The sequence below is a fragment of the Kribbella sp. VKM Ac-2571 genome (assembly GCF_004362255.1).
Classification (GTDB): Bacteria; Actinomycetota; Actinomycetes; order Propionibacteriales; family Kribbellaceae; genus Kribbella; species Kribbella pratensis.
Map to the genome: position 1 here is coordinate 153,489 of NZ_SNWS01000016.1, position 23,385 is coordinate 176,873.

A 23,385-nucleotide genomic window follows, 5' to 3' on the forward strand; every position below is an offset into this window, starting at 1 on the left:
GCGGCCCGGAGATCAGGTTCCGACCGGGGTTCGGTTAAGAACCCTTCAGATCGCAGTAGGTAGCGGCGGGTCCCAGGTAACTGGCAACGCTGTCACTCCGTACACGAGCGTGTTGTCCCGGTAGTCGATTTCCTCGAACGGTACGGCGAGTCGCAGCGTCGGAATGCGGGCGAACAGCCGCGTGAACACCTCCTGCAGTTCGATCCGCGCGAGCTGCTGGCCGATGCACTGGTGCGGCCCGAACCCGAAGGCCACGTGCGCCGCCGCGTTCCGCTCCAGGTCCAGCCGGTCCGGGTCCGGGAACACGCTCTCGTCGCGGTTGGCCGAGGACAGCGCCGCGATCAGGTAACCGCCGGCGTCGATCGTCAACGGGCCGACGGGCAGATCGTCGGTGACATAGCGGAACAGTCCGAAGTGCACCACGGACAGGTACCGCAGCAGCTCTTCGACCGCGGCCGGTGCGAGCGAGGGATCGGCCCGTAGTGCATCGAGCTGCGTCGGATTCGCTAGCAGCGCTAGCGTGCTGAGTGCGATCATGTTCGCGGTGGTCTCGTGGCCGGCGATGAGCAGCGTGACCCCGACCGTCACCAGCTCCTCCAGGCTCAGCGGCGTACCGAGCTCCTCCCCGCGGGTGATCAGCCGGGACAGTAGGTCATCCTCGCGATGCGCCTGTTTCGCGAGCACCAGGCCGACGATGTACTGGTTCAGCTCGTCGCTGGCTCGCCCGATCTCCTCGGTCCACCCGTCGACCCGGACGAGCAGGGCGCTCCGCTCCTGGAACTCGGCGCGGTCCGCGTACGGAACGCCCAGCAGCTCGCAGATCACCAGCGACGGGATCGGCAACGCGAACTCCTGCACGAGGTCGACCGGACCGCCACTCGCCAGCATTGCGTCGAGTCGTTCCTCGATCATCGACGCGATCCGCGGCCGCATCGCCTCCATCCGCTTGACCGCGAACTCGGTCGCCAGCATCCTGCGCAGGCGTTTGTGCGCCGCCCCGTCCACCTGCAGGATCGACCCCGACTCCACCTCCCGGTCCAGATCCGCATCCGGTACCACGTGATCGGACGGCGCCAGCCGCGAACTCAGCCGGCTGTCCCGGAGCAGCGTCCGGACGTCGTCGTACCGGCTGATCACGTACGCGTCGACACCGGCCGGCGTCGACACCTTCGCGGGCGCGTCCGTACGGCGGAACGCGGCGTACTCCGGCGCCGGATCGAACGGGCAACCGGACGGCCTGCGGACGGGAAAACTCTGGGTCATGGGGCCTCCCGGCCTGGACTGAGGAGCGGAGGGAGCGAAGCGACTGGAGCGACGAGGGAAGGCCGGGAGTCACAGCCCCATGACCCGCCGCGACGGAGTCGCGGCATATGCACGGTCATCGCGCGCCCTCTCCTGGGAATTTGGTAGTGACTACCATATGGCTGACGCTTCCGATCAGGGAACAGGCTGCGGCGCGTCGGAGGCGGTACCCTGCCCGCGGAGGGTGCTGATGGGACTGCGCGAGGTGAAGCGGGAGCGGACCCGCCGGCTGATCGCGGACAAGGCGTTCGAGTTGTTCAGCGACCACGGGTTCGGCCGGACGACGGTCGAGCAGATCGCGGCGGCGGCCGAGGTCGGGCCGAGCACGCTGTACCGGTACTTCCCGACCAAGGAGGGGCTGGTCCTCGAGTTCGTCGACGACTGCCTGGCCGATGCGGTCGACTGGTTCCACCAGCAGCCCGCGATGGACCTGCCGGACGGTCTGCGGGCGGTGATCGAGCGGGTCCTCGAACAGCTCGAGCGCAACCCGGACCGGATCCGCGCGGTGTTCGAGCTGGCCGAGCAGACCGGGTCGGTGAGCGCCCACCTGAACGAGCTGATCTGGCGCTTCCGCACCGACCTCGCCGACGAGCTGGTACGCCGCCTGCCCGCGGACGACCCGCGCCGCTCGGAGTTCGTCGCCGCCCTGTCCGCGGGAATCGCGATGAACATCATCGAGACCGTGGTCCGCGTCTGGGTGGACACCCCCGACACCGTCGAAGCAAAGGCCCTGGCCCGGCGCGCGATGCGACTACTCCGCACCGGCGGCGTCCCACTCCCCGGAGCGCCCGACGCTTGACCCGCCCGATGCGAACGGTCGGTAGGCAGGGACAATTCGGGGTATGAGTCCTGAACTCGATCCGTCCACCGTTGTCGTCCACGCAGGCCGGCCGGAGCGGGTGCCGAATGCTCCCGTCGGCGAGTCCCCGGTGTTCAGTTCTACGTACGTCGCCGGCGGGGATCGTGGCTACGGACGCTTCGGGAACGACGCCTGGACCGCGCTCGAGAAGACCCTCGGCGAGTTGGAGGGCGGTCGCGCGCTGACCTTCGCCTCCGGGATGGCGGCCGCGGCGGCGCTCATCGATCTGATCCCGGTCGGTGGTCGCGTGGTCGCACCGCAGCACGCGTATTCCGGCGTACTCGCACTCCTCGACCAGCAAGCAGCGACCGGCCGGCTGAAGGTTAACCGCGTCGACATCGCCGACACGGACGCAGCTGCCCAAGCGGTCGACGGCGCCGACATGCTGTGGATCGAGTCACCGACGAATCCCGCGCTGGAGGTCGCCGACATCCCGGCCCTCGCCGCGGCCGGTCGCGCCGCAGGTGCGACCGTCGTCGTCGACAACACGTTCGCCACTCCCCTGCTCCAGCAGCCGCTGCGGCTCGGCGCGGATATCGTGATGCACTCGGCAACCAAGTTCATCGCCGGCCACTCGGACGTTCTTCTCGGCGCGGTCGTCACCGCGGACGACGAGCTGTGGTCGGCGATCGACCTGCGTCGCCGCAGTCTCGGCGCGATCCCGGGCCCGATGGAGGCCTGGCTCGCGCTCCGCGGCCTGCGCACGCTCGCACTCCGCCTCGAGCGGGCACAGTCGAACGCCGCCTTCCTCGCCGAGCGACTGCGCGAGCACCCACGAGTCAGCCGGGTGCGCTACCCCGGACTACCGGACGATCCGGGACACGACCGCGCCGCGACGCAGATGTCCGGCTTCGGCGCGATCCTCGCGTTCGAGCTCGGCGGCGACGCGGCCGGCGCGCAGAAGGTCTGCGAGAGCACCGAACTCTGGGTGCACGCGACCAGCCTCGGCGGCGTCGAGTCGATGCTGGAGCGCCGCCGCCGCTGGCCGATCGAGGTCCCGACCATCCCCGAGGACCTGATCCGCCTGTCAGTAGGCATCGAACACCCCCACGACCTCTGGGCCGACCTGGAGCAGGCGCTCGCCCGCTGACCTCCCCGCATCTGATGGGTTGACGTCCGAGATGCAGGGTTGGCGTCCGGGATCTGATGGGCGAACCCGGCATCTCGGACGCTTACCCATCAGCGGTTGTTCTTGAGGACCGGGCCGCCGAAGAACGTCAGTACGCACAGGACGACCGGCAGGATGAACGCGATGTTCAGCGGCATCCAGTGCGCGAGGCCGCCGATCAGTGCGGGACCCGCCAGCAGGCCGACGTACCCGAGGCCGACGACGCGGGCCATCAGCGCGCCGGACGAGCGCGGGTCGAGGTTGCCGGCAGCAGTGAACAACTGCGGTACGCCGCCCGCGAGGCCGAGGCCGAAGATCGCCCAGCCGACGAGCGCGACGGGCACCCACGGTACGACGATCACCAATGTCAGACCGACCGCGGCCATCGCGGCGCCCCAGCGCACGATCGCCGCTGGACCGACGACGGCCGCGACCCGGTCGGTGAGGAACCGGCCGACGGTCATCGCGACCGCGAACGCGCCGTACGCGAAGGCCGCCGTACTGACCGAGGTGCCGAGGATGTCGCGGAAGTGCAGCGCCGCCCAGTCGTTGGCCACCCCCTCGGACAGCATCAGGCCGAACGCGAGCCCGCCGAGCGCCCAGACCAGCTTGGCCGACGGCTTCTCCCGCGGCGTTGCGTCGTCCGCGTGCTCCTCCTCGATGGTTGCCTCCAGCAAGAACCGGCTGGCGGCCAGCGCGATCGCGATACAGATCAGGCCGGACAGGCCGAGCGTGACCTCGGTCGGTACGCCGGCCCTCAGCGTGGCCGCGCCGATGACGGCGGCGATCGCCCCGCCGATCGACCACATCGCGTGGAACGCGGCCATGATCGGTCGCGGATAGCCGCGCTCGACCACGACGGCCTGCGCGTTCATCCCGACGTCGATCGAACCGTTGCCGAAGCCGACGAGGATCAGCGTGAGCCCCAGCGTCCACCAGTTCGTGGCCAGGCCGGGGCCGGCGAGCGCGATACCGAGCAGGATGCCCGCCGCGGGGACGAGCCGGCGCTGGCCGAGTCTGTCGACGAGCGGTCCGGCGACCTGCATGCCGATGAACGCGGCGCCGCCGAGGACCAGCAGGAGCAGTCCGAGGGTGCTGTGGGTGATCCCGGTCTTCTGCTCAATGCTCGGGATGTGCACGACCCACATCCCGACCGCGAACCCGTTCAGTCCGAAGTACAACCAGGTGGCGACCCGAGCGGCTCGGGGCGGTGCAGTCTGCAGCTCGGCGGTGGCGGTCAAGGAGCCACCTCTACCAGTACGCCGCGTTGGGTCAGCATGATTCGTTGGTCCTCGGGGGCTGAGTCGTCGGTGATGATCAGGTCGGGGCGATCTGCCGGGCAGACATAGGCGAGGGCGGCGCGGTCCCATTTGGCGCCGTCGGCGAGCACGATGGTGCGGGTGGCAACGTTCATCGCCTCCTGCTTGACCTCGGCATCGCCCAGGTCGAAGGCCGTCAGCCCCGCGTCGAGACTGAACGCGCAGGGGCTCAGTACGGCGGCGTCGAAGCGAAGTGCACGCAGCGAGGCAACCGTCAGCGGACCGACCAGCGACAGCTCCCCCTTGCGCGCCTCACCGCCCGGCATCAGCAGCCGGATCCGCGGCGCGTCGGCGAGTTCGTGCGCGACATGCAGCGAGAGCGGCATCACCGTCATCGTGCGGTCGCGCAAGAGCTTCGCGGTCTCGAGCGCCGTCGTACCGCTGTCGAGCACGATCGTCTCGCCGTCGCGAAGGTGCTCGACGGCGGCCCGAGCGATCGCCTGCTTGGCCGCGACGGCGGCCTGGGCGCGCAAGGAGTGCGGCGGCTCCAGGCCGGACGGCATCGAAGACACCGCGCCGCCGTGGACCCGCTTCAGCACACCCTGCGCCGCCAGGAAGTCGAGGTCGCGGCGGACCGTCATGTCCGAGGCCTCGGTCGCCTCGACCAGTTCCTGGACCGACACTCGGTCAACGACTCGTAGTCGTTCTACGATCACTTGGTGCCGTTCCGCACTTCTCATGCGCAAAAAACTACCATCCGCCTGATCGTTCAAACAGATAGTGTGTTTGCTTGTGACTGAAGACACCACGCTCGTCAAGCGATCGCGGTACGCCGTGGCTGCCGTCTTCTGCGTGCACGGATCGGTGACCGGGTCGTTCGCGACCCGGGTGCCCTGGATCCAGGACCACGCGGGGGTGTCCGCGGGCCAGCTCGGCCTGGCGCTCGCGTTTCCGGCGCTCGGGGCGGCGCTGATGATGCCGCTCGCCGCCCGGGTCAGTCACCGGTTCGGCACCCGCACCGCGTTGCGCGGGCTGCTCGCGCTCTGGACGCTCTCCCTGATCCTGCCGTCGTTCGCTCCCGGCCTGCTGACGTTGTGCGCCGCGCTGCTGATCTACGGCGGTACGGCGGGGATGGCCGACGTCGCGATGAACGCGCTCGGCGTCGAGGTCGAGCACCGGCTGAGGAAGTCGATCATGTCCGGGCTCCACGGCCTGTGGAGTGTGGGTGCGCTGCTCGGGTCCGCGGTCGGGACGGTCGCGGCGCATGCGGATCTCAGTGCGCAGATCCATCACACGGTCGCTGCCGTCGTACTGACCGTCGTCGGCGCGGTGGTGTGTCAGTTCGTGCTGAACATCCATCCCGAGGACGACGAGGAGCCGCCGGCGCGGTTCGCGCTGCCACCGAAGTCGGCGTTGCTGATCGGGGCGGTCGGGTTCTGTGCGGTGTTCGCGGAGGGCGCGAGCCTGGACTGGTCGGCCGTGTACCTGCGCGACATCCTGGACAGCTCGGCGGGTGTCGCGGCCGGCGCGACGACCGGGTTCGCGCTGACCATGGCGATCGCCCGGATCACCGGCGATGCGGTCGTCGACCGCTTCGGCGCCGTACGGACGGTGCGCTGGAGCGGCGTGATCGCGACCCTCGGCGGCCTCCTGGTCGTCCTCGCACCGAACGCGATCCTCGCGATGGCCGGCTTCGGCCTGATCGGCGTCGGCATCGCGGTCGTCGTACCGCTGGCCTTCGCCGCCGCCGGCCGCACCGGCCCCAACGCGAGCCAGGCCATCGCCGGCGTCGCCACCATCACCTACGCCTCCGGCCTGGTGGCCCCGTCGATCATCGGCGGCATCGCCCAGGCCAGCAACCTGACCATGTCCTTCATCGTCGTCACCGCGCTCGCCGCCTGCCTGGCCGTGTTCGCGCGGGTCCTCGCAACCACCCAGCGGACAGCACCCGGCGACGTCCTCCCACGGTGATACGAATCATCAGGTGACGACTTTTCGAGTAGCTGGACCAGGTGATGCGGCGGCTGTTGCGGAGTTGCACGGTGACAGTTGGCGACGGCATTACCGGGGTGCTTACGCGGACGAGTTCCTCGACGACGAGTCGCCCGAGTATCTCGGAACGATGTGGGCCAAGCGGCTCGCGGAGCGCGACGGTACGTGGACGACGGTGGCGGAGTACGACGGGCAACTGATCGGGCTCTCGCACGTGGTGTACGACGCGGATCCGAAGTTCGGCGCACTCGTCGACAATCTGCACGTCCGGGCACCGCGCAAGCGGCAAGGGATCGGCACGCGACTGCTCGCACTCACGGCCGAGACGGTGCGGGACACCGGGATCTATCTGTGGGTACTCGAGCAGAACACCGCCGCACAAGGCTTCTACGAAGCGCGCGGCGGCATCCGAGGCGAACGCAAGGAGGTCCCACCGCCGGGTGGCGAGCCGCGTCGCCTCAACGGCCGGCCCGCCTGCTTCCGGTACTACTGGCCGGATCCCGCCACCTTGACGGACTCGATCAGCGCGTACGACGCCTGACTCGCCGCCTCGGGATCACCGGCCCGGATCGCGTCCAGTACGTCGACGTGCGCGTCGAGGATGCGGTGATCCTCGGGGATCGTCGCGGTTTCCCGGATCGACTCGGCGAGAACCTCGGCGAGGGCGTCGTACAACCGCAGCAACAACGGGTTCCCGCTCGCAACCACGACGCCGCGGTGGAAGTCCGTGTCGACGGCCACGAACGCGTCCAGGTCCCCCGCCGACAGCGCGGCTCCGCGAGCCTCGAGCGCGTCGGACAGCGGGGTCAGGCCGGCCGGATCCGCGCGTTGAGCGGCCAACCGAGCCGCGGCCGCCTCGATGCCGGCGCGGGCGTCGAGGACATGCGTGAGCGACGCTGAGAGCTCGTCCCGGGCCAGTACGCCGCTGATCTCGTTGGTCGCCCGCACGTACGTGCCGTCGCCCACGCGCGGCTCCAGCAGACCGGTCAGGCTCAGCGAACGCAACGCCTCCCGCACCGTGCCACGACTCACCCCGAGCTCGGCGGCGAGCTGATTCTCCCCGGGGATCCGCGACCCGCGCGGCCACGCCCCGGACTCGATCTGCGCCCGGAACCGCTCCGACACCTGCAGCACGAGCGGCACCTGCCGCACCGGCCCTTCGAGTGATCCCTTCAACGACATCACCTCTCCACGCGTAGCGTACTGTGTAAATGTAGGACATCTGCACAAGGAGAGAGGTGTGTTGTGGCGGTAGTGTCCGAACCAATGGCTCGAGAGCGGTCGGCGCTGATCACCGCGACCGCCTTCGTGGTCGCGCTGAGCCTGCGCCCGGCTTTGACCGCGGTCGGTCCGGTGCTGCCGCGGATCGGTGTCGATCTGCACCTCGGTGAGGCGGCGCAGGGCTTGTTGGGCACCCTGCCGCTGCTCGCGTTCGCGGTCGCGTCTCCCCTGGTCCACCTCGCGTCGCGGCGGTTCGGGATGGAGCGGGCGGTGTTCGTCTCACTCCTGGTGCTCGCGGCGAGCAGCGCGCTCCGCCCGTACACCGGCCAGGCCGGTCTGTGGATCGGTACGGCGGTGGTCGGCGGCGCGATCGCGGTCGGCAACGTGCTGGTGCCGGTCATCATCAAACGCGACTACGCCGCGCACGTGTCCCGCGCGACCGGCATCTACACGGCGTTCATCACCGGCGGCGCCGCGATCGCCTCGATCCTCGCCGTGCCGATCGCCGACGCGGTCGACTGGCGGCTGTCACTCGCCGTCTGGGGCGGACTCGCCGTACTGGTCGCAGCGATCTGGCTGCCGCGGACGCTGTCGCCGGAGCCGATGCCGCCGGCATCGACGGACGACGGCGCTCCCCCGGTGAGCGTCTGGCGGCAGCCGATGGCCTGGCTGGTGACCGGGTTCATGGGCCTGCAGTCCACGAGTTTCTACCTGTTCGTGAACTGGCTGCCGACCATCGAGATCGCGACCGGCGGCGTCTCGGAGCGGTCCACCGGGGTGCATCTGTTCGTCTTCCAGGTGTTCGGCCTGATCGGCGGGCTGAGTATCCCGTTGCTGCTGAAGCATCCGACCAACCAGCGGGCCGGGTTGATGACAGCGAGCGTGCCGATTCTGCTAGCACTGCTAGGTCTGCTGCTGGCGCCGCACCTGGCGATCGTCTGGGCGGTCGTCGGTGGGCTGGGCCAGGGCGCCGGACTGGTCGCCGCACTCTCGCTGATCAGCCTCCGCGGCCGCAGCCACCACGAGACCACACAGCTGTCCGGCATGGCGCAGGCAGTCGGCTACACGCTGGCCGCTGCCGGTCCGGTCGTCGCGGGCTACTTGACCCAGGTGACCGGCGGTTGGCGTACGACGCTGACCGTGTTCGCGACCCTGGCCGCCGTACAAGTCACGCTCGGCTTCGTGGTTGGCCGCGACACTCGCGCTGTTTGAGTGACTTGGGGAGGGTTTTGGCCCGTTTCGGGTAGAAAACCCTCCCCAAGTTCGGCTACTTGTCGGTGGCGAAGGCGGCGTCGAAGGCGGCTTCGGGCTTGTCGAAGGCGAGTGCGCGGATGACGTTGACCGCCTCCGCCGCGCCGACCTTGCGCTCCATGCCGGCGTCCTCCCACTCGACCGAGATCGGGCCGTCGTAACCGATCGAGTTCAGCACCCGGAAGCAGTCCTCCCACTGCACGTCGCCGTGGCCGGTGGAGTAGAAGTCCCAGCCGCGGCGCGGGTCGCCCCACGGCAGGTGCGAGCCGAGCCGGCCGTTACGGCCGCCGCCGACCCGCATCCGGGTGTCCTTGCAGTCCACGTGGTAGATCCGGTCCTTGAAGTCCCAGAGGAACGCGACCGGGTCGATGTCCTGCCACACCATGTGCGACGGATCCCAGTTCAGGCCGAACGCCTCCCGGTGGCCGATCGCCTCGAGGGTGAGCGTGGTGGTCCAGTAGTCGTACGCGATCTCCGACGGGTGCACCTCGTGCGCGAACCGCACACCCTCCTCGTCGAACACGTCGAGGATCGGGTTCCAGCGGTCGGCGAAGTCCTTGTATCCGGCCTCGATCCGCTCCGCAGGCACCGGTGGGAACATCGCGACGTACTGCCAGATCGACGAGCCGGTGAAGCCGATGACGGTGTTCACGCCGAGCTTGTTGGCCGCGCGCGCCGTGTTCTTCAGGTCCTCCGCGGCCCGCTGCCGGACACCTTCGGCGTCGCCGTCGCCCCAGATCCGGGACGGCACGATCGCCTGGTGCCGGAAGTCGATCGGGTTGTCGCAGACCGCCTGCCCCACCAGGTGGTTGGAGATCGCGAAGACCTGCAGGTTGTACTTCTCCAGGATGTCCTTACGGCCCTGGACGTACGAGTCGTCGTCAACGGCCTGCTGGACGTCGAAGTGGTCCCCCGAGCAGGCGATCTCGACGCCGTCGTACCCGGCCTCGGACGCGAACTGACAGACCTCCTCGAACGGCAGATCGGCCCACTGACCGGTGAACAGTGTGATCGGGCGTGGCATCTCACAGGCTCCTAAGAGTTCTCGGCAGGATTCTCGACGGTGGTCCAGGCGCTGTCGTCCGCGGCGGACCGCAGTACGGCGTCTACCACGCGAGCGGACCGCGCTCCGGCGGCGAAATCGGGCAGTCCGTCCGGGCGGTCACCCAGTACGGCGGCATAGCTGTCGGCGACGAACGAGTCGAACGCGTCCTGGTACCCCTGCGCGTGCCCGGCCGGCAGCCGGTTGACCCGGGCCGCGGGCGGGCTCAAGGTCTCGGGGTCGCGGGTCAGCAGTTGCGACGCGGTACGACGACCGACCCACAGGCGATCCGGGTCCTCCTGGTCGAAGCCGAAGCTCGACTCGGTGCCCGACACCTCCAGGTACAGCCGGTTCTTCCGGCCGGCCGCGACCTGACTGACCACGATCGTCCCGACCACGCCCGCCTCGGTCCGGAACTGCGCCGTGGCCAGGTCCTCGGTCCGTACGTCGACGCCGCCACGCTGCGCCCGTACCGTCCGCAACTGGGCACTGATCGCGGCGATCCGGTCGCCGGTGACGAACTCGGTCAGGTCGCACCAGTGCGACCCGATGTCGGCGAACGTGCGCGACGGTCCACCGGTGGTGTCGTCCACGCGCCAGTTCTGGTCGTCCGCGCCGGCGAGCCAGTCCTGCAGGTACGAGCCGTGCAGGCTGGTGATCACGCCGGCGTCGCCCGCGGCGATCCGGGTGCGCAACTCGCGAACCATCGGGTGATAGCGGTACACGAACGGCACCGCGCCCACCAGCCCCGCCTCGACCGCGGCGGCGTGCAGACCGGTCGCGTCCTGCACCGAGGTGGCGAGCGGCTTCTCGCAGACCACGTGCTTGCCCGCTTCGAGAGCCTTCAGCGCGACGTCGCGATGCGTGTTGTTCGGCGTACAGATGTGGACGACGTCGATGTCGGCGGCCAGGAGCTCGTCGAGGGTCGCGAAGCCGCGCTCGGCACCGGTCGCTTCGGCCGCGGCCTCAGCTCTGGCAGGCGATGAGCCGACCGCACCGACCACCGTCGCCCCGGAGACCAATGCGGACCTGCTGTGGACCTGGCCCATGAAGCCGCCGCCGACGATTCCTACCCTGAGGCGTTTGGTGGACACGTCGTAGGACGCTATGGGACCCTTTTGAACCCTGTCAAGCAAAAGTCCACGCCCTGCACGACGAAAGTCCGGTGATGAGCGAACTCGGTACGGCGGACGCGGTGCTGCGGCTGCTCCTCGACGGGCAACCGCGGACGCGCGCCGAGCTGATCGAGCGCAGTGGTCTCGCGCGGTCCACGGTGACCGGGCGGATCGAGGCGTTGCTGGCGGAAGGGCTGGTGGTGCCGTCGGGTGAGGCGGCGTCGACGGGCGGCCGGCCGCCGGCGCGGTTCCGGTTCAACCCGACCGCGCGGCTCGTGCTCGCCGCAGACATCGGCGCGACGCACCTGTCCGTCGCCCTCACGGACCTGGCCGGCGAAATCCTGCATCGGTCGACGACGCCGCTCGAGATCGCCGAAGGACCCGAAGTCGTCCTCGACGCGGTCGCCCAGGCAGGACACGCACTACTGCGCGAGGCCCGAAGATCACCGGACGATCTGGCGGGCACCGGCGTCGGGCTGCCCGGGCCGGTCGAGCACAGCACCGGGCGGCCGAACCATCCGCCGATCATGCCCGGCTGGGACTCGTACGACGTGGTGGGCCGACTGAGCCAGGAGCTCCCCGGACCCGTCCTGGTCGACAACGACGTGAACATCATGGCGCTCGGCGAGCACGCGACGACGTACCCGGATGTCGAGCACCTCCTGTTCGTGAAGGTTGCCACCGGCATCGGAGCGGGCGTGATCAGCGGCGGCCGGTTGCACCGTGGCGCGCAAGGAGCAGCCGGCGACATCGGCCACATCCAGGCGCCCGGACACACCGAACTCTGCCGCTGCGGCAACACCGGCTGCCTGGAAGCGATCGCCTCCGCGGCCGCGCTCGCCGGCGCGCTGGGCGTCGAGACCAGTCAGGACATCGTCGACCTTGTCCGAGCCGGCAACACGCACGCGACCACCGCCGTACGCCAAGCGGGTCGCGAGATCGGCACGGTCCTCGCCGCCGCGGTCAGCCTGCTCAACCCGTCCGTGATCGTCGTCGGCGGCTCCCTCTCCCAGGCCGGCGACAGCCTCCTGGCCGGCCTCCGCGAAGCGATCTACGCCAGATCGTTGCCCCTGGCCACAACCCACCTCCGCGTCGTCCGCTCCGAGACCGGCCGCGACGCCGCCCTCCTGGGCGCCGTCACCCTCGTCCTCAACCAGGTCCTGCAGGTCTAGTCGGTCCAGCTGATGGCGAGCTCGTCGATCAGGCGGAGGATCTGGTCGAGGTGGGTGCCGCCGCGGGCTCGGCCGAAGCCGTGGCGGCGGCCCCAGAACGACGACTGTACGGCGATCAGCTGGAGCCAGCGGCTGATGGGTTCGGGATCGATGCCTGCTGCCTCGGCGAACTGCCCCAGCTCGGCGCGCAACTGCCGCAGCAGGTCGTCCGCGAGGAGACCGCCCCCGGCGAACAGGTGGTAGGCCCGGGTGCGGAGAAAGATCGCGGCGTCGTACGCCGGGTCGCCGACGTAGCCTTTCGGGTCGACGGCCAGCCATGGCTCGCGGTCCGCGCTGAGGATGTTGCGAGGGTGGAAGTCGCCGTGGATCAGGATCTCCGGCTGATCGCGGCCGAGCTCGTCGACGACCGCGAGGCCCGCGTCCACCACCGCCGCGGGCAGCGGGTGATCCAGCTCGGCGGCGTCCTTGCGGAGCGCCTCCGCCCACCCGTCGGCCTGCTCCGACAATCGCGGCAGGCCGTCAGGAGCCGGGATGGTCAACTGACGATGCAGTACGCCGGCGATCGTGACGACGTCCTGGTCGTACTCGAACAGCGTCGAGGGATGGGCTCGCTCCAGAAGCATGGCGTAGCGGGCGTCGTCGCGTTCGTACAGCTTGACCGCCCCGCGACCGCCCCACGCCTCGAACGCATCCGGTTCGTGATCGTTGCCGGGGTGCGGGAACGACACCTTCAAAGCAGCACCGCGCACCGGCACGACGACGCCGACCTGGCCGTACGCGACCTCGCCGTCGACCGTGCAGTCCCAACGCTCCAGCAGATCCTCGATGATCGCCGGCAACTCGGCCAGCCACGCCGCCCCGGCGTCGCCTTCGCGCGCGAGGGTGCTCTGCGCGAACGCTTCCGGGATCAACCCCAGCGCTCCGACTTCGCAGAGCGGGACACGAGGCTGAACAGCATGTCCTTCGGCGTCATCTCGCCGGCGACCACCTTGGTGACGTGCTCGACGATCGGCATCTCCACGTCGTGATGGTGCGCGAGTTCGCTGATCGACGCGCAGGACTTCACGCCCTCGGCGACCTGCCGGGTCCCGCTCGCGATCTCGGCGACCGTCAGGCCCTGACCCAGCTTCTCGCCGAAGGTCCGGTTCCGCGACAACGGCGACGAACACGTGGCCACGAGGTCGCCCAGACCGGCCAGCCCGGAGAACGTGTGCTCGTCCGCGCCCAACGCCGTACCCAGACGAGCGATCTCGGCCAGCCCGCGGGTGATCACCGACGCCCGGGCGTTGTCGCCGAACCCGAGACCGACCGCCATCCCGACCGCGAGTGCGATCACGTTCTTGCAGGCGCCGCCCAGCTCACAGCCCACGACGTCGTTGTTCGTGTACGGGCGGAACGTCGGGGAATGGCACAGCTTCTGCAACCGCGCCGCCGTCCCCTCGTCAGCACAGGCGACGACCGACGCGGCCGGCTGTCCCTCGGCGATCTCGCGCGCGAGGTTCGGCCCCGACACCACCGCGATCCGCTCGGGCCCGGCGCCGGTGAGCTCGGCGATCACCTCGCTCATCCGCTTCGTCGTACCGAGTTCGACGCCTTTCATCAGGCTGACCAGCGGTACGGCGTTCGGCAGCACGCCGGCCCAGTCCGCGAGGTTCTCGCGCAGCGACTGCGACGGCACCGCGAGGACGACAGCCTCCGCTCCGTCGGCCGCCGCGGCGGGATCGTGCGTCGCGGTGATCGCGTCCGGCAACCGCAGTCCCGGGAGGTAGTCGGGGTTCTCGTGCGCGGTGTTGATGTCCGTGCACAACGTCTCCCGCCGGGCCCACAAGGACACCTGGTTCCCGGCGTTCGCCAGCACCACAGCGAACGCCGTACCCCAGGACCCCGCGCCGAACACCGCAACCTTCGTCATGCGTTCTCCTCACCGTCAGCGGCTTTCCGGGCCTTGCGCAGGTCGTAGAGCTCCTTGGGCGGGGTTTCGCCGCGCAGTTCGCCGAGGGTCTCGGCCACCCGGGCCATGATCACCTCGGTTGCCTCGTGCAACAGCTGGTTGGTCAGCGGCTTGCCTTCGAAGGCGCTCAGGTCCACCGGTGCACCGGCCCGCACCTGCAGGGTCTTGCGCGGCAGCAACCGGATCCGGATCTTGCCGGTGTACGACTGCAGGATCTCCTGCGCGCCCCAGTTCGCGATCGGGATCACCGGGCACCCTGTCATCAGCGCGATCCGCGCAGCGCCGGTCTTGCCGGTCATCGGCCACATCTCGGGATCGCGGGTGATCGTTCCCTCCGGGTAAACGCCCACACACTCACCGCGTTCGACCGCGGCGACCGCGTCCCGGAAGGCGTCCACGGCCTGCGCGGAGTCCCGGTACACCGGGATCTGCCCGGCACCGCTGATGATCTTGCCGAGCACCGGGATCTTGAACACCGACGCTTTTCCGAGGAACCGCGGGATCCGCCGGCACTCCCAGATGAAGTACCCGAGCAGCACCGGGTCGAAGTGCGAGATGTGGTTCGGCACGTACACCACGCCGCCGGTGCGGGGCATGTTCTCCCGTCCGGTGAACCGGCACTTGGTGAACACGATCATGAACGGCTTGACGATCGCGACGATCACCCCGAACCAGAATCCACGCGGCGGCCGTGGGTCCGCCTGCCTCGCGTCCACAGCTGCCTCCTGGTGCTCGTGCTGGCCGTCGGTCATGGGAGAATCCTGCCTGATGGCAGACCTACAGGTCGCTCCCTGGACTCTGGTGATCCCGGTGAAGCGTACGGCGATCGCGAAGAGCCGGCTCGCTGCGGCCTACCCTCAGCACCGTCCCGAACTGGCCCGCGCGTTCGCTGTCGACACTACTGCGGCCGCTCTCGGCTCTCCCCTGGTGCAGGCCGTCCTGGTGGTCACCGACGACCCGCTGGTCGCCGCGGACGTGACCGCCGCCGGAGCACACGTGGTCCCGGACCTGCCCGCCGCCGGTCTCAACGAAGCCTTGCTGCATGGAGCCACTGTGGCCGCTGCCGAGTTCGGAGGCAACGCAATCGCAGCCCTCTCGGCTGATCTTCCCGCCCTGCGCCCGGCCGAACTTACCGCCGTTCTCGCGGCCTGTACGGCGCCGCGCTCGTTCGTGATCGACCAGCCCGGCACCGGTACGACGTTGCTCGCCGCGGCGCCCGGGGTGGCGCTGGATCCGCGCTTCGGCGTGGGTTCCGCCCTGGCGCACCAGGCGTCCGGGGCGATGCCGATCGAGCTGACCGCGATCGAGTCGGTACGCCGTGACGTCGACACGGCCGCCGATCTCGCGCACGCCGTACAACTGGGAGTGGGTCCGGCGACCGCGGACGTGATGTCGCTGGTGCTCGGTGCCGCGACCGGGACCGAGGGTCTAGCCTGCTGACATGCAGGCAACTGTGAGCCGCTACGACGGCGAGACGTTCTCCGGTGCGGTGCTGACGGACACCGGGATCGAGCTGCCGTTCACCGTGCACGCCGTCTCGGACACCCCGGTCCGCCATCTGCGGGTGGGCCAGCGGGTGCGGATCGAGACCACTGGTTCGGGTGCGGGACTGGCGATCACCAAGGTGGAGTTCGGCACCGCTGTGTAGTTGCCGCAAGCATCTCCGGATACTTCTCCCGACACTTCTCGGGACACTTCTCGGGACACGGCGAAGGCCGGTCAACCCTGGAGTGGGATGACCGGCCTTCGCTGTTGTGCGGTTTGCCGCAGTGCGTGAAGATCAGCGAGCGGTGCGCTTCGCCGCGGTCTTCTTGGCGGGGGCCTTCTTGGCCGGCGCCTTCTTCGCAACGGTCTTGGCCGGGGCCTTCTTCGCCGAGGCCTTCTTGGCAACGGTCTTCGCCGGAGCCTTCTTGGCAACCGTCTTGGCCGGGGCCTTCTTCGCGACCGTCTTCTTCGCAGCAGCGGTCTTCGTCGCAGCGGCCTTGGCCGGAGCGGCCTTCTTCGCCGGGGCAGCCGCCTTGGTGGCGGTCGCGGCCGGCTTCGGGGCTACCAGCTTCGGCAGCTTCTTGGCACCGGAGACAACGGCCTTCAGCTCCGCACCCGCGCGGAACTTCGGAACCGTGGTCTTCTTGGCGCGCTTGGTCTCACCGGTCCGCGGGTTGCGCACGATGCGCGCACCACGCTCGATGGCCTCGAAGGCACCGAAACCGGTGATGGCGACCTTGCCGCCCTTCTTGGTCAGCTCACGCTGGACGGTGTCGATCACCGACTCCAACGCGTGCTGGGCCTGGCGGCGGTTTCCGTCGAAGTGCACTGCGAGCGCTTCGACCAACTGGCTCTTGTTCACTGCTTCCCTCCGTGAACGTAGGCGTCGAGCACAGCGCTCGATCTCACAGGAACGTTATGGACTCAACACGCCGTTCACAAACACCAACGCGGCAATTCGGCCTTGTTTTAGGCGATTCGTGCCACAATTTGGCCCGATTCGGCCCGATTCGGTGCTGTCAGCAGGGTTTCAGAGCCAGCCGCGGCGCTTGAAGATCTGGTGCAGACCTCCACACACCAAGGCCATCAGGCCGATCGCGAAGGGGTATCCGTACTCCCAGTGCAGCTCCGGCATCTTGTCGAAGTTCATGCCGTAGACGGTGCCGATCAGCGTCGGGGCGAACAGGATCGCCGCCCAGGCAGAGATCCGCTTCACCTCTTCGTTCTGCTCGCTGCTGGCGATCGCGAGGCTCTTCATCTCCTCGTTCTGCTGCTGGGCCACCAGGGTCGCGTTCACGGTCAGGATGTCGCGCAGCAACTCCCGGAAGCCGTCGACCTTCTCCACCACTTCGGTGACGTGGTCGGCCACGTCCCGCAGTGAACGTTGCAGTTCCTCGTCGACGCCGTACTTCTGGAATCCGCCGCGGAGCTGCTCGAGCATGCCGACCAGCGGCCGGGTCGCGCGCTGGAACTCGATCACCTCACGGGACAGCTCGTAGATGCGCCGCGACACCTTCGGGTCACCGCGGAACACCTCGGTCTCGATCTCGTCGATGTCGTTCTCCAGACCGGCGACCACCGGCGCGTACCCGTCGACGACCTTGTCCATGATCGCGTACAGCACCGCTTCGGCGCCGCGGCCGAGGAGTTCGGGGTCGCGCTCGACACGACGCCGTACCGCGGCCAGATTGGGCGCTTCGGCGTGCCGGACCGTCACCACGAAGTCCGGGCCGACGAAGACGTGCACCTCACCGAACTCGACCTCCTCGGTCGCGTCCCGGTACCGCGCGGCCTTCAGTACGACGAACAACGTGTCGCCGTACCGCTCCAGCTTCGGTCGCTGATGCGCCTCGTTGGCGTCCTCGATCGCCAACTCGTGCAGGTCGAACTCCTGTGCCAGCGAGGCGAGTTCGCGGCGGTCCGGCCGGTACAGGCCGATCCAGGCCAGGCTCTGCGGCGACGCGTGCAGCGCCGCGTACGTCTCCGCGAGCGAGTGCGGGGACGCGATCCGGTTGCCGCCGCAGTAGATCGCGCTGTCGACGACGCTGTGCCCCTTGGGCTTCTGCGGATCGCGGGACGGCTTCTCGGCCGGCTCGATCGCGGTCGCGGCAACGGATGCGGCGTGCTTACGGGCGGCGGCGCGCAGTGACGAGGTGCGGCTGAACGCGCGGAGCGAACGCAGGCGCAGGTCGGACATGAGTCCTCCAGGAGCAGTGTGGTGCGGGTGAGTGATGAGCGCGCACGTCTGCTCGACCCCACAACTGCTGGCGACTCTGCGACTTCTAGAAGAAGGAGGCCCCCGAAGGTCGAGCGAGACCCGTATGTCTGGAGGGATCGCTGTTCATCAGCGCCTCACCTCCTCGGTCTCGCAAGCCTTGTTCTGACACGTTCTCGGCAACCCCAGAAGGGTAACACCGGAGTTATCGCCCCCGCCCCGCAGAACGTTACGGGGGCGATAACTCTGGTGGGAGTTCAGGCCTTTGCGGGCAGGGTGGCCGGCTTGAAGGACGGGCGGGTCGCTTCGTAGGCAGCGATGTCGTCCGCGTGCGACAAGGTGATGCCGACGTCGTCCAGACCGTTCAGCAGCCGGTACCGCGTGTAGTCGTCGATCTCGAAGGGCGCCGAGACGTCACCGGCCGAGATCGTCTTGTTCTCCAGGTCGACCGTGACCTTGGTCCCCGGGTCGGCCTCGATCACGGTCCACAGCTGCTCCACGACGTCCTGCGTCACGAGGGCCGCGAGCAGACCGGCCTTGCCCGAGTTGCCGCGGAAGATGTCGCCGAACCGCGACGACACGACGACCCGGAACCCGTAGTCGAGCAGTGCCCAGACCGCGTGCTCCCGGGACGATCCGGTGCCGAAGTCCGGTCCCGCCACGAGGACCGAGACACCGTCGTACTCCGGCTGGTTGAGGACGAACGAAGGATCGTTGCGCCAGGCCGCGAACAGCCCGTCCTCGAAGCCGGTCCGGGTGACCCGCTTCAGGTACACGGCCGGGATGATCTGGTCGGTGTCGACGTTGCTGCGGCGCAGCGGGGCCGCCGTACCGATGTGCTGGGTGAAGGCATCCATGATTCCGTTGCTCCTCAGGCGTTCGCAGGTGCGGCGACGGGCGGCAGGTCGGCCGGTGCGGCCAGGGTGCCGGTGACGGCGGTCGCGGCGGCGACCAGCGGCGACACCAGGTGGGTGCGGCCGCCCTTGCCCTGGCGGCCTTCGAAGTTGCGGTTCGAGGTCGAGGCGCTGCGCTCGCCCGGGGCCAGCTGGTCCGGGTTCATGCCCAGGCACATCGAGCATCCGGCGCCCCGCCACTCGGCGCCGGCGTCCTTGAAGATGGTGTCCAGGCCTTCGGCCTCGGCCTGCAACCGGACCCGGCCGGAGCCCGGGACCACCAGCATCCGGGTGCCCTCGGCAACCTTCCGCCCGGCCAGTACGCCGGCCGCGGCGCGGAGGTCCTCGATCCGGCCGTTGGTGCAGGACCCCAGGAACACCGTGTCCACGTGGATCTCGCGCAACGGCGTACCGGCGGTGAGGCCCATGTACTCCAGGGCACGCTCGGCGGCGACCTTGTCGTTCTCGTTGTCGAAGTCGTCCGGCGACGGCACGGTCGCGGACAGCGGGACGCCCTGACCGGGGTTGGTGCCCCAGGTGACGAACGGCGCGATGTCCTCGGCGCGCAGCACGACCTCGCGGTCGAAGCTCGCGTCCTCGTCGGTGGCCAGGCTCTTCCAGTACTCGACGGCGGCTTCCCAGTCGACACCCTGCGGCGCGTGCGGCTTGTCCTTCAGGTACGCGAAGGTGGTCTCGTCCGGCGCGATCATGCCGGCCTTCGCGCCCCACTCGATCGACATGTTGCAGATCGTCATCCGGGCTTCCATGCTCAGCGCCCGGATCGCCTCGCCGCGGTACTCGACGATGTAGCCCTGGCCGCCGCCGGTGCCGACCTTCGCGATCAGCGAGAGCACCAGGTCCTTGGCCGAGACGCCGTCGGGCAGTACGCCGTCGACCGTGACGGCCATCGTCTTCGGGCGGGCCTGCATCAGCGTCTGGGTGGCGAGCACGTGCTCGACCTCGCTGGTACCGATGCCGAAGGCAATCGCCCCGAACGCGCCATGCGTGGAGGTGTGGCTGTCACCGCAGACCACGGTCATCCCGGGCTGGGTCAGGCCGAGCTGCGGGCCGATCACGTGCACGACGCCCTGGTCCGGGTCGCCGAGGGTGTGGATCCGGATGCCGAACTCCTCGGCGTTCTTGCGCAGCGTGTCCACCTGCGTCCGCGACACCGGGTCGGCGATCGGCTTGTCCACGTCGAACGTCGGGACGTTGTGGTCCTCGGTCGCGATCGTCAGATCCGGCCGCCGGACCTGACGGCCGGCCAGCCGGAGGCCGTCGAAGGCCTGCGGACTGGTCACCTCGTGCACCAGGTGGAGGTCGATGTACAGGAGGTCGGGCTCTCCGTCGGCATGGCGCACGACATGCGCATCCCAGACCTTTTCCGACAACGTCCTACCCATCAGACTCTCCTTCGAGGATGTGTGTGGTGAAGTGCTCTCGCTCACAGTGCTCTCGATTGGGCAGCTGAAGCGACTTGCGTTCCACGATTCGAGACGGCAATATCGTCTCATGGACAACTCTAGCGGAGTCGGTGTTCTCGACAAAGCAGCCCTCGTACTGTCCGCCCTGGAGTCCGGGCCGGCGACCCTGGCCGGTCTGGTGGCGGCCACGGGCCTGGCCCGTCCGACGGCCCACCGGCTGGCGGTCGCGCTCGAGCACCACCGCCTGGTCGGCCGCGACATGCAGGGACGCTTCGTTCTCGGGCCGCGACTCAGCGAGTTGGCCTCGGCGGCAGGTGAGGACCGGTTGCTCGCGACCGCCGGTCCGGTGCTGGCGCGACTGCGGGACATCACCGGTGAGTCGGCGCAGCTGTTCCGCCGCCAGGGTGAGTACCGGGTGTGCGTCGCCGCTGCCGAGCGTCCGTCCGGTCTGCGTGACACCGTCCCCGTGGGCAGCCAGCTGACCATGGCGGCCGGGTCGGCCGCTCAAATACTGCTTGCGTGGGAAGACCCGGAGCGGATGCACCGCGGTCTGCACAACGCCTCGTTCAACGCTGCCGCGCTGGCCGGCGTACGGCGTCGCGGCTGGGCGCACTCGGTCGGCGAAAGGGAGCAGGGCGTCGCGTCTGTTTCCGCCCCGGTCCGCTCCCCCAGCGGCAAGGTGATCGCGGCCGTGTCGGTGTCCGGCCCGATCGAACGTCTGTCCCGCCAGCCCGGCCGCATGCACGCCCCTGCCGTCATGGCAGCCGCCGAACGCCTCTCCGAAGCCCTCCGCCGCGCCTCGGAGTAGTTACTGCCAGCCGCCGTACGGCACGGTGAGGATCTCGAGGTTGTGGCCGTCGGGGTCGTCCCAGTACAGGCCGCGGCCACCGTCGTTGGTGTTGATCTCGCCTTCGCTGCGGTGGAAGGGGTCGGCCCAGTACGTCAGTCCGCGGTCGACGATCCGGGCGTGGATCTGGTCGAACTCCTCCTCGCTCACGAGGAATGCGTAATGCTGCCGGTGCGGCTGCCCCTGGGCCTCGGCGAAGTCGAGCGTCGTGCCGTTCGCGAGCTGTACGACGGCGAACGGCCCGTAACTGCTCGGTTCGCCGACTCCGAGGATGTAGGCCAGGAACCGGGCCGAGGCATCTTTGTCGGTGCAGTTCACGATGGTGTGGTTGAACTCGACGGCCATTCCTTCAGGCTACTCGGATTCGGTGCAGCCGCAGGAGGTGCTGGGAACCAACTCGTAGTCGAGGACGTGGCGGGCTGCCGGTGGATTGGTGCGGTCCAGCAACAGTTCGACGGCCCGGCGGGCGGTTTCCTCGATCGGCTGGCGGACGCTCGCGAGTGGCGGGATCGTCACTGTGCACTCGCTGGTGCCGTCGAACCCCATCACAGCCACGTCGTCCGGCACCTGCAGCCCGGCTTCCCAGGCCGCGAACAGTACGCCGAACGCCTGCTCGTCCGTCGAGCAGTAGATCGCCCGCGGCGGCCGCTTCCGCGCGAACCACGGCCGTACGGCGTCCCGCGCGGCGAACCGCGACACGGGCGCGGCGACGTACCGGGCCGAGGCTTGCGAATGCGCCTTCAATGCGAGTTCGATGCCCCTGCGGTGTTCCGCCGTACCGGGTGAATCCTCGGGGCCCGTGACGACACCGAGGGTCCGGTAGCCGTGTGACAGCAGATGATCCGCCGACGCCTCGGCGCCCGCGACGTAATCGATCGAGAGCGTGGAGACCGTCACGCCGTCGGGGACGGGATGCAGAGCGACGACCGGTACGCCGGCGGTCGCGAAGCGCTGGATCGCCGGGGCGACGAGCAGCGAGACGAGGACGACGCCGTCGACCTTGCGTTCGATGAACGAGCCGATGTGGGCCGACTCCTGTTCCGGGTCGCCGGCCGAGTCGCCGATCAGTAGCAGGTGGTCGTGCTGGCGCGCGTAGTTCTCCAGATGCTCGGCGAGCGTGGCGAAGTACGGGTTGCGGATCTGCGGTATGAGCAGCCCGAGCGAGTACGTGCGTCCCGCGCTCAGCGCCCGGGCGAGGATGTTCGGCCGGTACTCCAGCTCCGCCGCGGCCTCCAGCACGCGCCGGCGGGTCTCCGCCGACACGGGCCGGGGGCCGTTGTTGAAGACGTAGCTGACGACCGCCGTGGACGTGCCGGCGCGTTCCGCGACGTCACGTGCGGTCGCCATCGATCTCCCCACGAGCGACAGGGTATGCCGTCCCGGCTGCCACGATCCGCGTCGTGATCTCCTCGGCCACCTGCTCGGCCTCCAGCGCGGTGACGATCCGCACGGTGCCGTCCGCATGGGGCGCGAACGTACTGTGCCCCGCCCGCTCTCCCCCGACCTCGATCGACACTCGTCCGAGCTTGGAGAACGTGAACAGTTCCGGGCGACTCATCGCGAGCACCGCCACCGGATCGTGCGGCACGTTCCACGTCTCGTTCCAGTACGCCCACCACTGCTCGATATCCGCCCCGAGCGCGGCACCGAGCGGTCCGGCGGCGCGGATCCGCTGCAAGCGGGCCGCCTCGATCGTGACCTGCTGGGTGATCTCCAGCCCAGTGATCGTGGTCGGAATCCCCGCGCTCAGCACGGCCCGCGCAGCCACGTCGTCGGACTTGAAGTTGTGCTCGCACACGTCGTCGCCGAACGACCCGCCCATCACCCACAGATGCCGGATCCAGTAGGCCGCCTGCGGTTCGAGGGCCAGTGCGGCCGCCACGTTCGTCAGCGGGCCGATCGCGGCGACGTCGAGCTCACCAGGTTGCTCGCGGAGCCGGGCGACCAGCCGTTCCGGTGCGCTGTCCGCGCTGATCGTCTCCTGCTCCAGGTCGTTGTGCAGCGTGCCTTCGTGCCCGGCCCACCAGACCTCTCGCCCCGACAACGCCTCGGCCTCACCGGGTACGACGTGCAGGTCGCGGCCCGCAAGTACGCCGTACCGCCTGGCGAGCTGGGCCCGTAGCCGGGTGTCGCCGTACACGGTGTGCACCTCGACGAGGTCGAGCTCCGGGCTGCCCAGGAGCTGGGCGAGCGCCATCGCGTCGTCGACGTCGGAGCCGATATCGGTATCGAGAATGATGGATCGCACG

At 69.2% G+C, this 23,385-nt stretch carries 25 protein-coding genes; 9 read left to right on the forward strand and 16 right to left on the reverse strand.

What is annotated here, in order from left to right; genetic code table 11:
• Nucleotides 1-45: 45 nt before the first annotated feature.
• Nucleotides 46-1,263, reverse strand: coding sequence for a cytochrome P450 (locus EV651_RS30810; protein WP_133788767.1), 1,218 nt, complete (start codon nucleotides 1,261-1,263; stop codon nucleotides 46-48).
• 229 nt (nucleotides 1,264-1,492) lie between these two features.
• Between EV651_RS30810 and EV651_RS30815 the strand changes: the two genes are divergently transcribed.
• On the forward strand, nucleotides 1,493-2,101 hold the full coding sequence (locus EV651_RS30815; RefSeq protein WP_133788768.1) for a TetR/AcrR family transcriptional regulator: 609 nt from the start codon (nucleotides 1,493-1,495) through the stop codon (nucleotides 2,099-2,101).
• Nucleotides 2,102-2,144: 43 nt separating this feature from the next.
• Entirely contained in the window at nucleotides 2,145-3,251 is a 1,107-nt protein-coding gene (locus tag EV651_RS30820) for a PLP-dependent aspartate aminotransferase family protein (protein ID WP_133788769.1), read from the forward strand.
• 89 nt (nucleotides 3,252-3,340) lie between these two features.
• Here the strand turns inward: EV651_RS30820 and EV651_RS30825 are convergent, their stop codons facing one another.
• On the reverse strand, nucleotides 3,341-4,510 hold the full coding sequence (locus EV651_RS30825; RefSeq protein WP_238157290.1) for an MFS transporter: 1,170 nt from the start codon (nucleotides 4,508-4,510) through the stop codon (nucleotides 3,341-3,343).
• Entirely contained in the window at nucleotides 4,507-5,268 is a 762-nt protein-coding gene (locus EV651_RS30830) for a DeoR/GlpR family DNA-binding transcription regulator (RefSeq protein ID WP_133788770.1), read from the reverse strand. Before EV651_RS30830 ends, EV651_RS30825 begins: the two co-directional genes overlap by 4 nt.
• Nucleotides 5,269-5,320: 52 nt before the next feature.
• Here EV651_RS30830 and EV651_RS30835 point away from each other — a divergent pair, with 52 nt between their 5' ends.
• Together EV651_RS30835 and EV651_RS30840 are read left to right on the forward strand one after the other, a co-directional pair.
• The gene (locus EV651_RS30835) at nucleotides 5,321-6,499 is read left to right on the forward strand and encodes an MFS transporter (protein ID WP_202870583.1); all 1,179 of its coding nucleotides are present in this window, start codon (nucleotides 5,321-5,323) and stop codon (nucleotides 6,497-6,499) included.
• Between the two features lie 13 nt (nucleotides 6,500-6,512).
• Nucleotides 6,513-7,061 (forward strand): GNAT family N-acetyltransferase, encoded by a 549-nt coding sequence (locus EV651_RS30840; protein WP_133788772.1) that lies wholly within the window; start codon nucleotides 6,513-6,515, stop codon nucleotides 7,059-7,061.
• Here EV651_RS30840 and EV651_RS30845 read toward each other — a convergent pair.
• Nucleotides 7,007-7,702 (reverse strand): FadR/GntR family transcriptional regulator, encoded by a 696-nt coding sequence (locus tag EV651_RS30845; protein WP_133788773.1) that lies wholly within the window; start codon nucleotides 7,700-7,702, stop codon nucleotides 7,007-7,009. The two genes, EV651_RS30840 and EV651_RS30845, sit on opposite strands and share 55 nt — an antisense overlap.
• An 84-nt stretch (nucleotides 7,703-7,786) precedes the next feature.
• Between EV651_RS30845 and EV651_RS30850 the strand changes: the two genes are divergently transcribed.
• On the forward strand, nucleotides 7,787-8,953 hold the full coding sequence (locus tag EV651_RS30850) for an MFS transporter (protein WP_133788774.1): 1,167 nt from the start codon (nucleotides 7,787-7,789) through the stop codon (nucleotides 8,951-8,953).
• 55 nt (nucleotides 8,954-9,008) lie between these two features.
• On the opposite strand, the gene EV651_RS30855 is transcribed toward EV651_RS30850, so the two are convergent.
• Both EV651_RS30855 and EV651_RS30860 read right to left on the reverse strand, forming a co-directional pair.
• Complete coding sequence (locus EV651_RS30855) at nucleotides 9,009-10,016, reverse strand: sugar phosphate isomerase/epimerase (RefSeq protein ID WP_133788775.1); 1,008 nt, start codon at nucleotides 10,014-10,016, stop codon at nucleotides 9,009-9,011.
• Nucleotides 10,017-10,027: 11 nt separating this feature from the next.
• Nucleotides 10,028-11,128, reverse strand: coding sequence for a Gfo/Idh/MocA family protein (locus EV651_RS30860; RefSeq protein WP_238157292.1), 1,101 nt, complete (start codon nucleotides 11,126-11,128; stop codon nucleotides 10,028-10,030).
• 74 nt (nucleotides 11,129-11,202) lie between these two features.
• On the opposite strand from EV651_RS30860, the gene EV651_RS30865 reads away from it, so the two are divergent.
• A complete protein-coding gene (locus EV651_RS30865; protein ID WP_133788776.1) occupies nucleotides 11,203-12,321 on the forward strand; it encodes an ROK family transcriptional regulator in 1,119 nt (372 codons plus the stop codon).
• On the opposite strand, the gene EV651_RS30870 is transcribed toward EV651_RS30865, so the two are convergent.
• From EV651_RS30870 to EV651_RS30880, 3 genes are read right to left on the reverse strand one after another with little or no spacing between them, the layout of a single operon-like run.
• Nucleotides 12,318-13,232 carry an aminoglycoside phosphotransferase family protein gene (locus EV651_RS30870; protein ID WP_202870584.1) on the reverse strand — a complete coding sequence of 305 codons (915 nt, stop codon included), beginning with the start codon at nucleotides 13,230-13,232 and terminating at the stop codon, nucleotides 12,318-12,320. The two genes, EV651_RS30865 and EV651_RS30870, sit on opposite strands and share 4 nt — an antisense overlap.
• Complete coding sequence (locus tag EV651_RS30875; protein WP_133788777.1) at nucleotides 13,229-14,233, reverse strand: NAD(P)H-dependent glycerol-3-phosphate dehydrogenase; 1,005 nt, start codon at nucleotides 14,231-14,233, stop codon at nucleotides 13,229-13,231. The genes EV651_RS30870 and EV651_RS30875 overlap by 4 nt, the downstream gene beginning before the upstream one ends.
• Nucleotides 14,230-15,024 (reverse strand): 1-acyl-sn-glycerol-3-phosphate acyltransferase, encoded by a 795-nt coding sequence (locus EV651_RS30880; protein ID WP_133788778.1) that lies wholly within the window; start codon nucleotides 15,022-15,024, stop codon nucleotides 14,230-14,232. The genes EV651_RS30875 and EV651_RS30880 overlap by 4 nt, the downstream gene beginning before the upstream one ends.
• Before the next feature lie 16 nt (nucleotides 15,025-15,040).
• On the opposite strand from EV651_RS30880, the gene cofC reads away from it, so the two are divergent.
• Nucleotides 15,041-15,712 carry a 2-phospho-L-lactate guanylyltransferase gene (cofC, locus tag EV651_RS30885; protein WP_134011130.1) on the forward strand — a complete coding sequence of 224 codons (672 nt, stop codon included), beginning with the start codon at nucleotides 15,041-15,043 and terminating at the stop codon, nucleotides 15,710-15,712.
• Nucleotide 15,713: 1 nt separating this feature from the next.
• Nucleotides 15,714-15,920 (forward strand): hypothetical protein, encoded by a 207-nt coding sequence (locus EV651_RS42010; RefSeq protein WP_202870585.1) that lies wholly within the window; start codon nucleotides 15,714-15,716, stop codon nucleotides 15,918-15,920.
• 132 nt (nucleotides 15,921-16,052) lie between these two features.
• Here the strand turns inward: EV651_RS42010 and EV651_RS30890 are convergent, their stop codons facing one another.
• The 4 genes from EV651_RS30890 to leuC all read right to left on the reverse strand — a co-directional run bounded on the left by EV651_RS30890 (nucleotide 16,053) and on the right by leuC (nucleotide 20,268).
• On the reverse strand, nucleotides 16,053-16,619 hold the full coding sequence (locus EV651_RS30890; RefSeq protein ID WP_133788779.1) for an HU family DNA-binding protein: 567 nt from the start codon (nucleotides 16,617-16,619) through the stop codon (nucleotides 16,053-16,055).
• 168 nt (nucleotides 16,620-16,787) lie between these two features.
• Nucleotides 16,788-17,954 (reverse strand): magnesium/cobalt transporter CorA, encoded by a 1,167-nt coding sequence (gene corA, locus EV651_RS30895; RefSeq protein ID WP_133788780.1) that lies wholly within the window; start codon nucleotides 17,952-17,954, stop codon nucleotides 16,788-16,790.
• Between the two features lie 275 nt (nucleotides 17,955-18,229).
• Complete coding sequence (leuD, locus tag EV651_RS30900) at nucleotides 18,230-18,829, reverse strand: 3-isopropylmalate dehydratase small subunit (RefSeq protein ID WP_133788781.1); 600 nt, start codon at nucleotides 18,827-18,829, stop codon at nucleotides 18,230-18,232.
• 14 nt (nucleotides 18,830-18,843) lie between these two features.
• A complete protein-coding gene (leuC, locus tag EV651_RS30905) occupies nucleotides 18,844-20,268 on the reverse strand; it encodes a 3-isopropylmalate dehydratase large subunit (RefSeq protein WP_133788782.1) in 1,425 nt (474 codons plus the stop codon).
• A gap of 109 nt (nucleotides 20,269-20,377) precedes the next feature.
• Between leuC and EV651_RS30910 the strand changes: the two genes are divergently transcribed.
• Nucleotides 20,378-21,097 (forward strand): IclR family transcriptional regulator, encoded by a 720-nt coding sequence (locus tag EV651_RS30910; RefSeq protein WP_130387568.1) that lies wholly within the window; start codon nucleotides 20,378-20,380, stop codon nucleotides 21,095-21,097.
• Here EV651_RS30910 and EV651_RS30915 read toward each other — a convergent pair whose 3' ends face one another.
• The 3 genes from EV651_RS30915 to EV651_RS30925 are packed head-to-tail and all read right to left on the reverse strand — an operon-like array spanning nucleotide 21,098 to nucleotide 23,384.
• The gene (locus EV651_RS30915) at nucleotides 21,098-21,481 is read right to left on the reverse strand and encodes a VOC family protein (protein WP_133788783.1); all 384 of its coding nucleotides are present in this window, start codon (nucleotides 21,479-21,481) and stop codon (nucleotides 21,098-21,100) included.
• A 9-nt stretch (nucleotides 21,482-21,490) separates the two neighbouring features.
• Nucleotides 21,491-22,483, reverse strand: a complete 993-nt coding sequence (locus EV651_RS30920) for a LacI family DNA-binding transcriptional regulator (RefSeq protein WP_166658844.1) — start codon at nucleotides 22,481-22,483, stop codon at nucleotides 21,491-21,493.
• Nucleotides 22,467-23,384, reverse strand: coding sequence for a nucleoside hydrolase (locus EV651_RS30925; RefSeq protein ID WP_238157293.1), 918 nt, complete (start codon nucleotides 23,382-23,384; stop codon nucleotides 22,467-22,469). Before EV651_RS30925 ends, EV651_RS30920 begins: the two co-directional genes overlap by 17 nt.
• Nucleotide 23,385 lies beyond the last annotated feature (1 nt).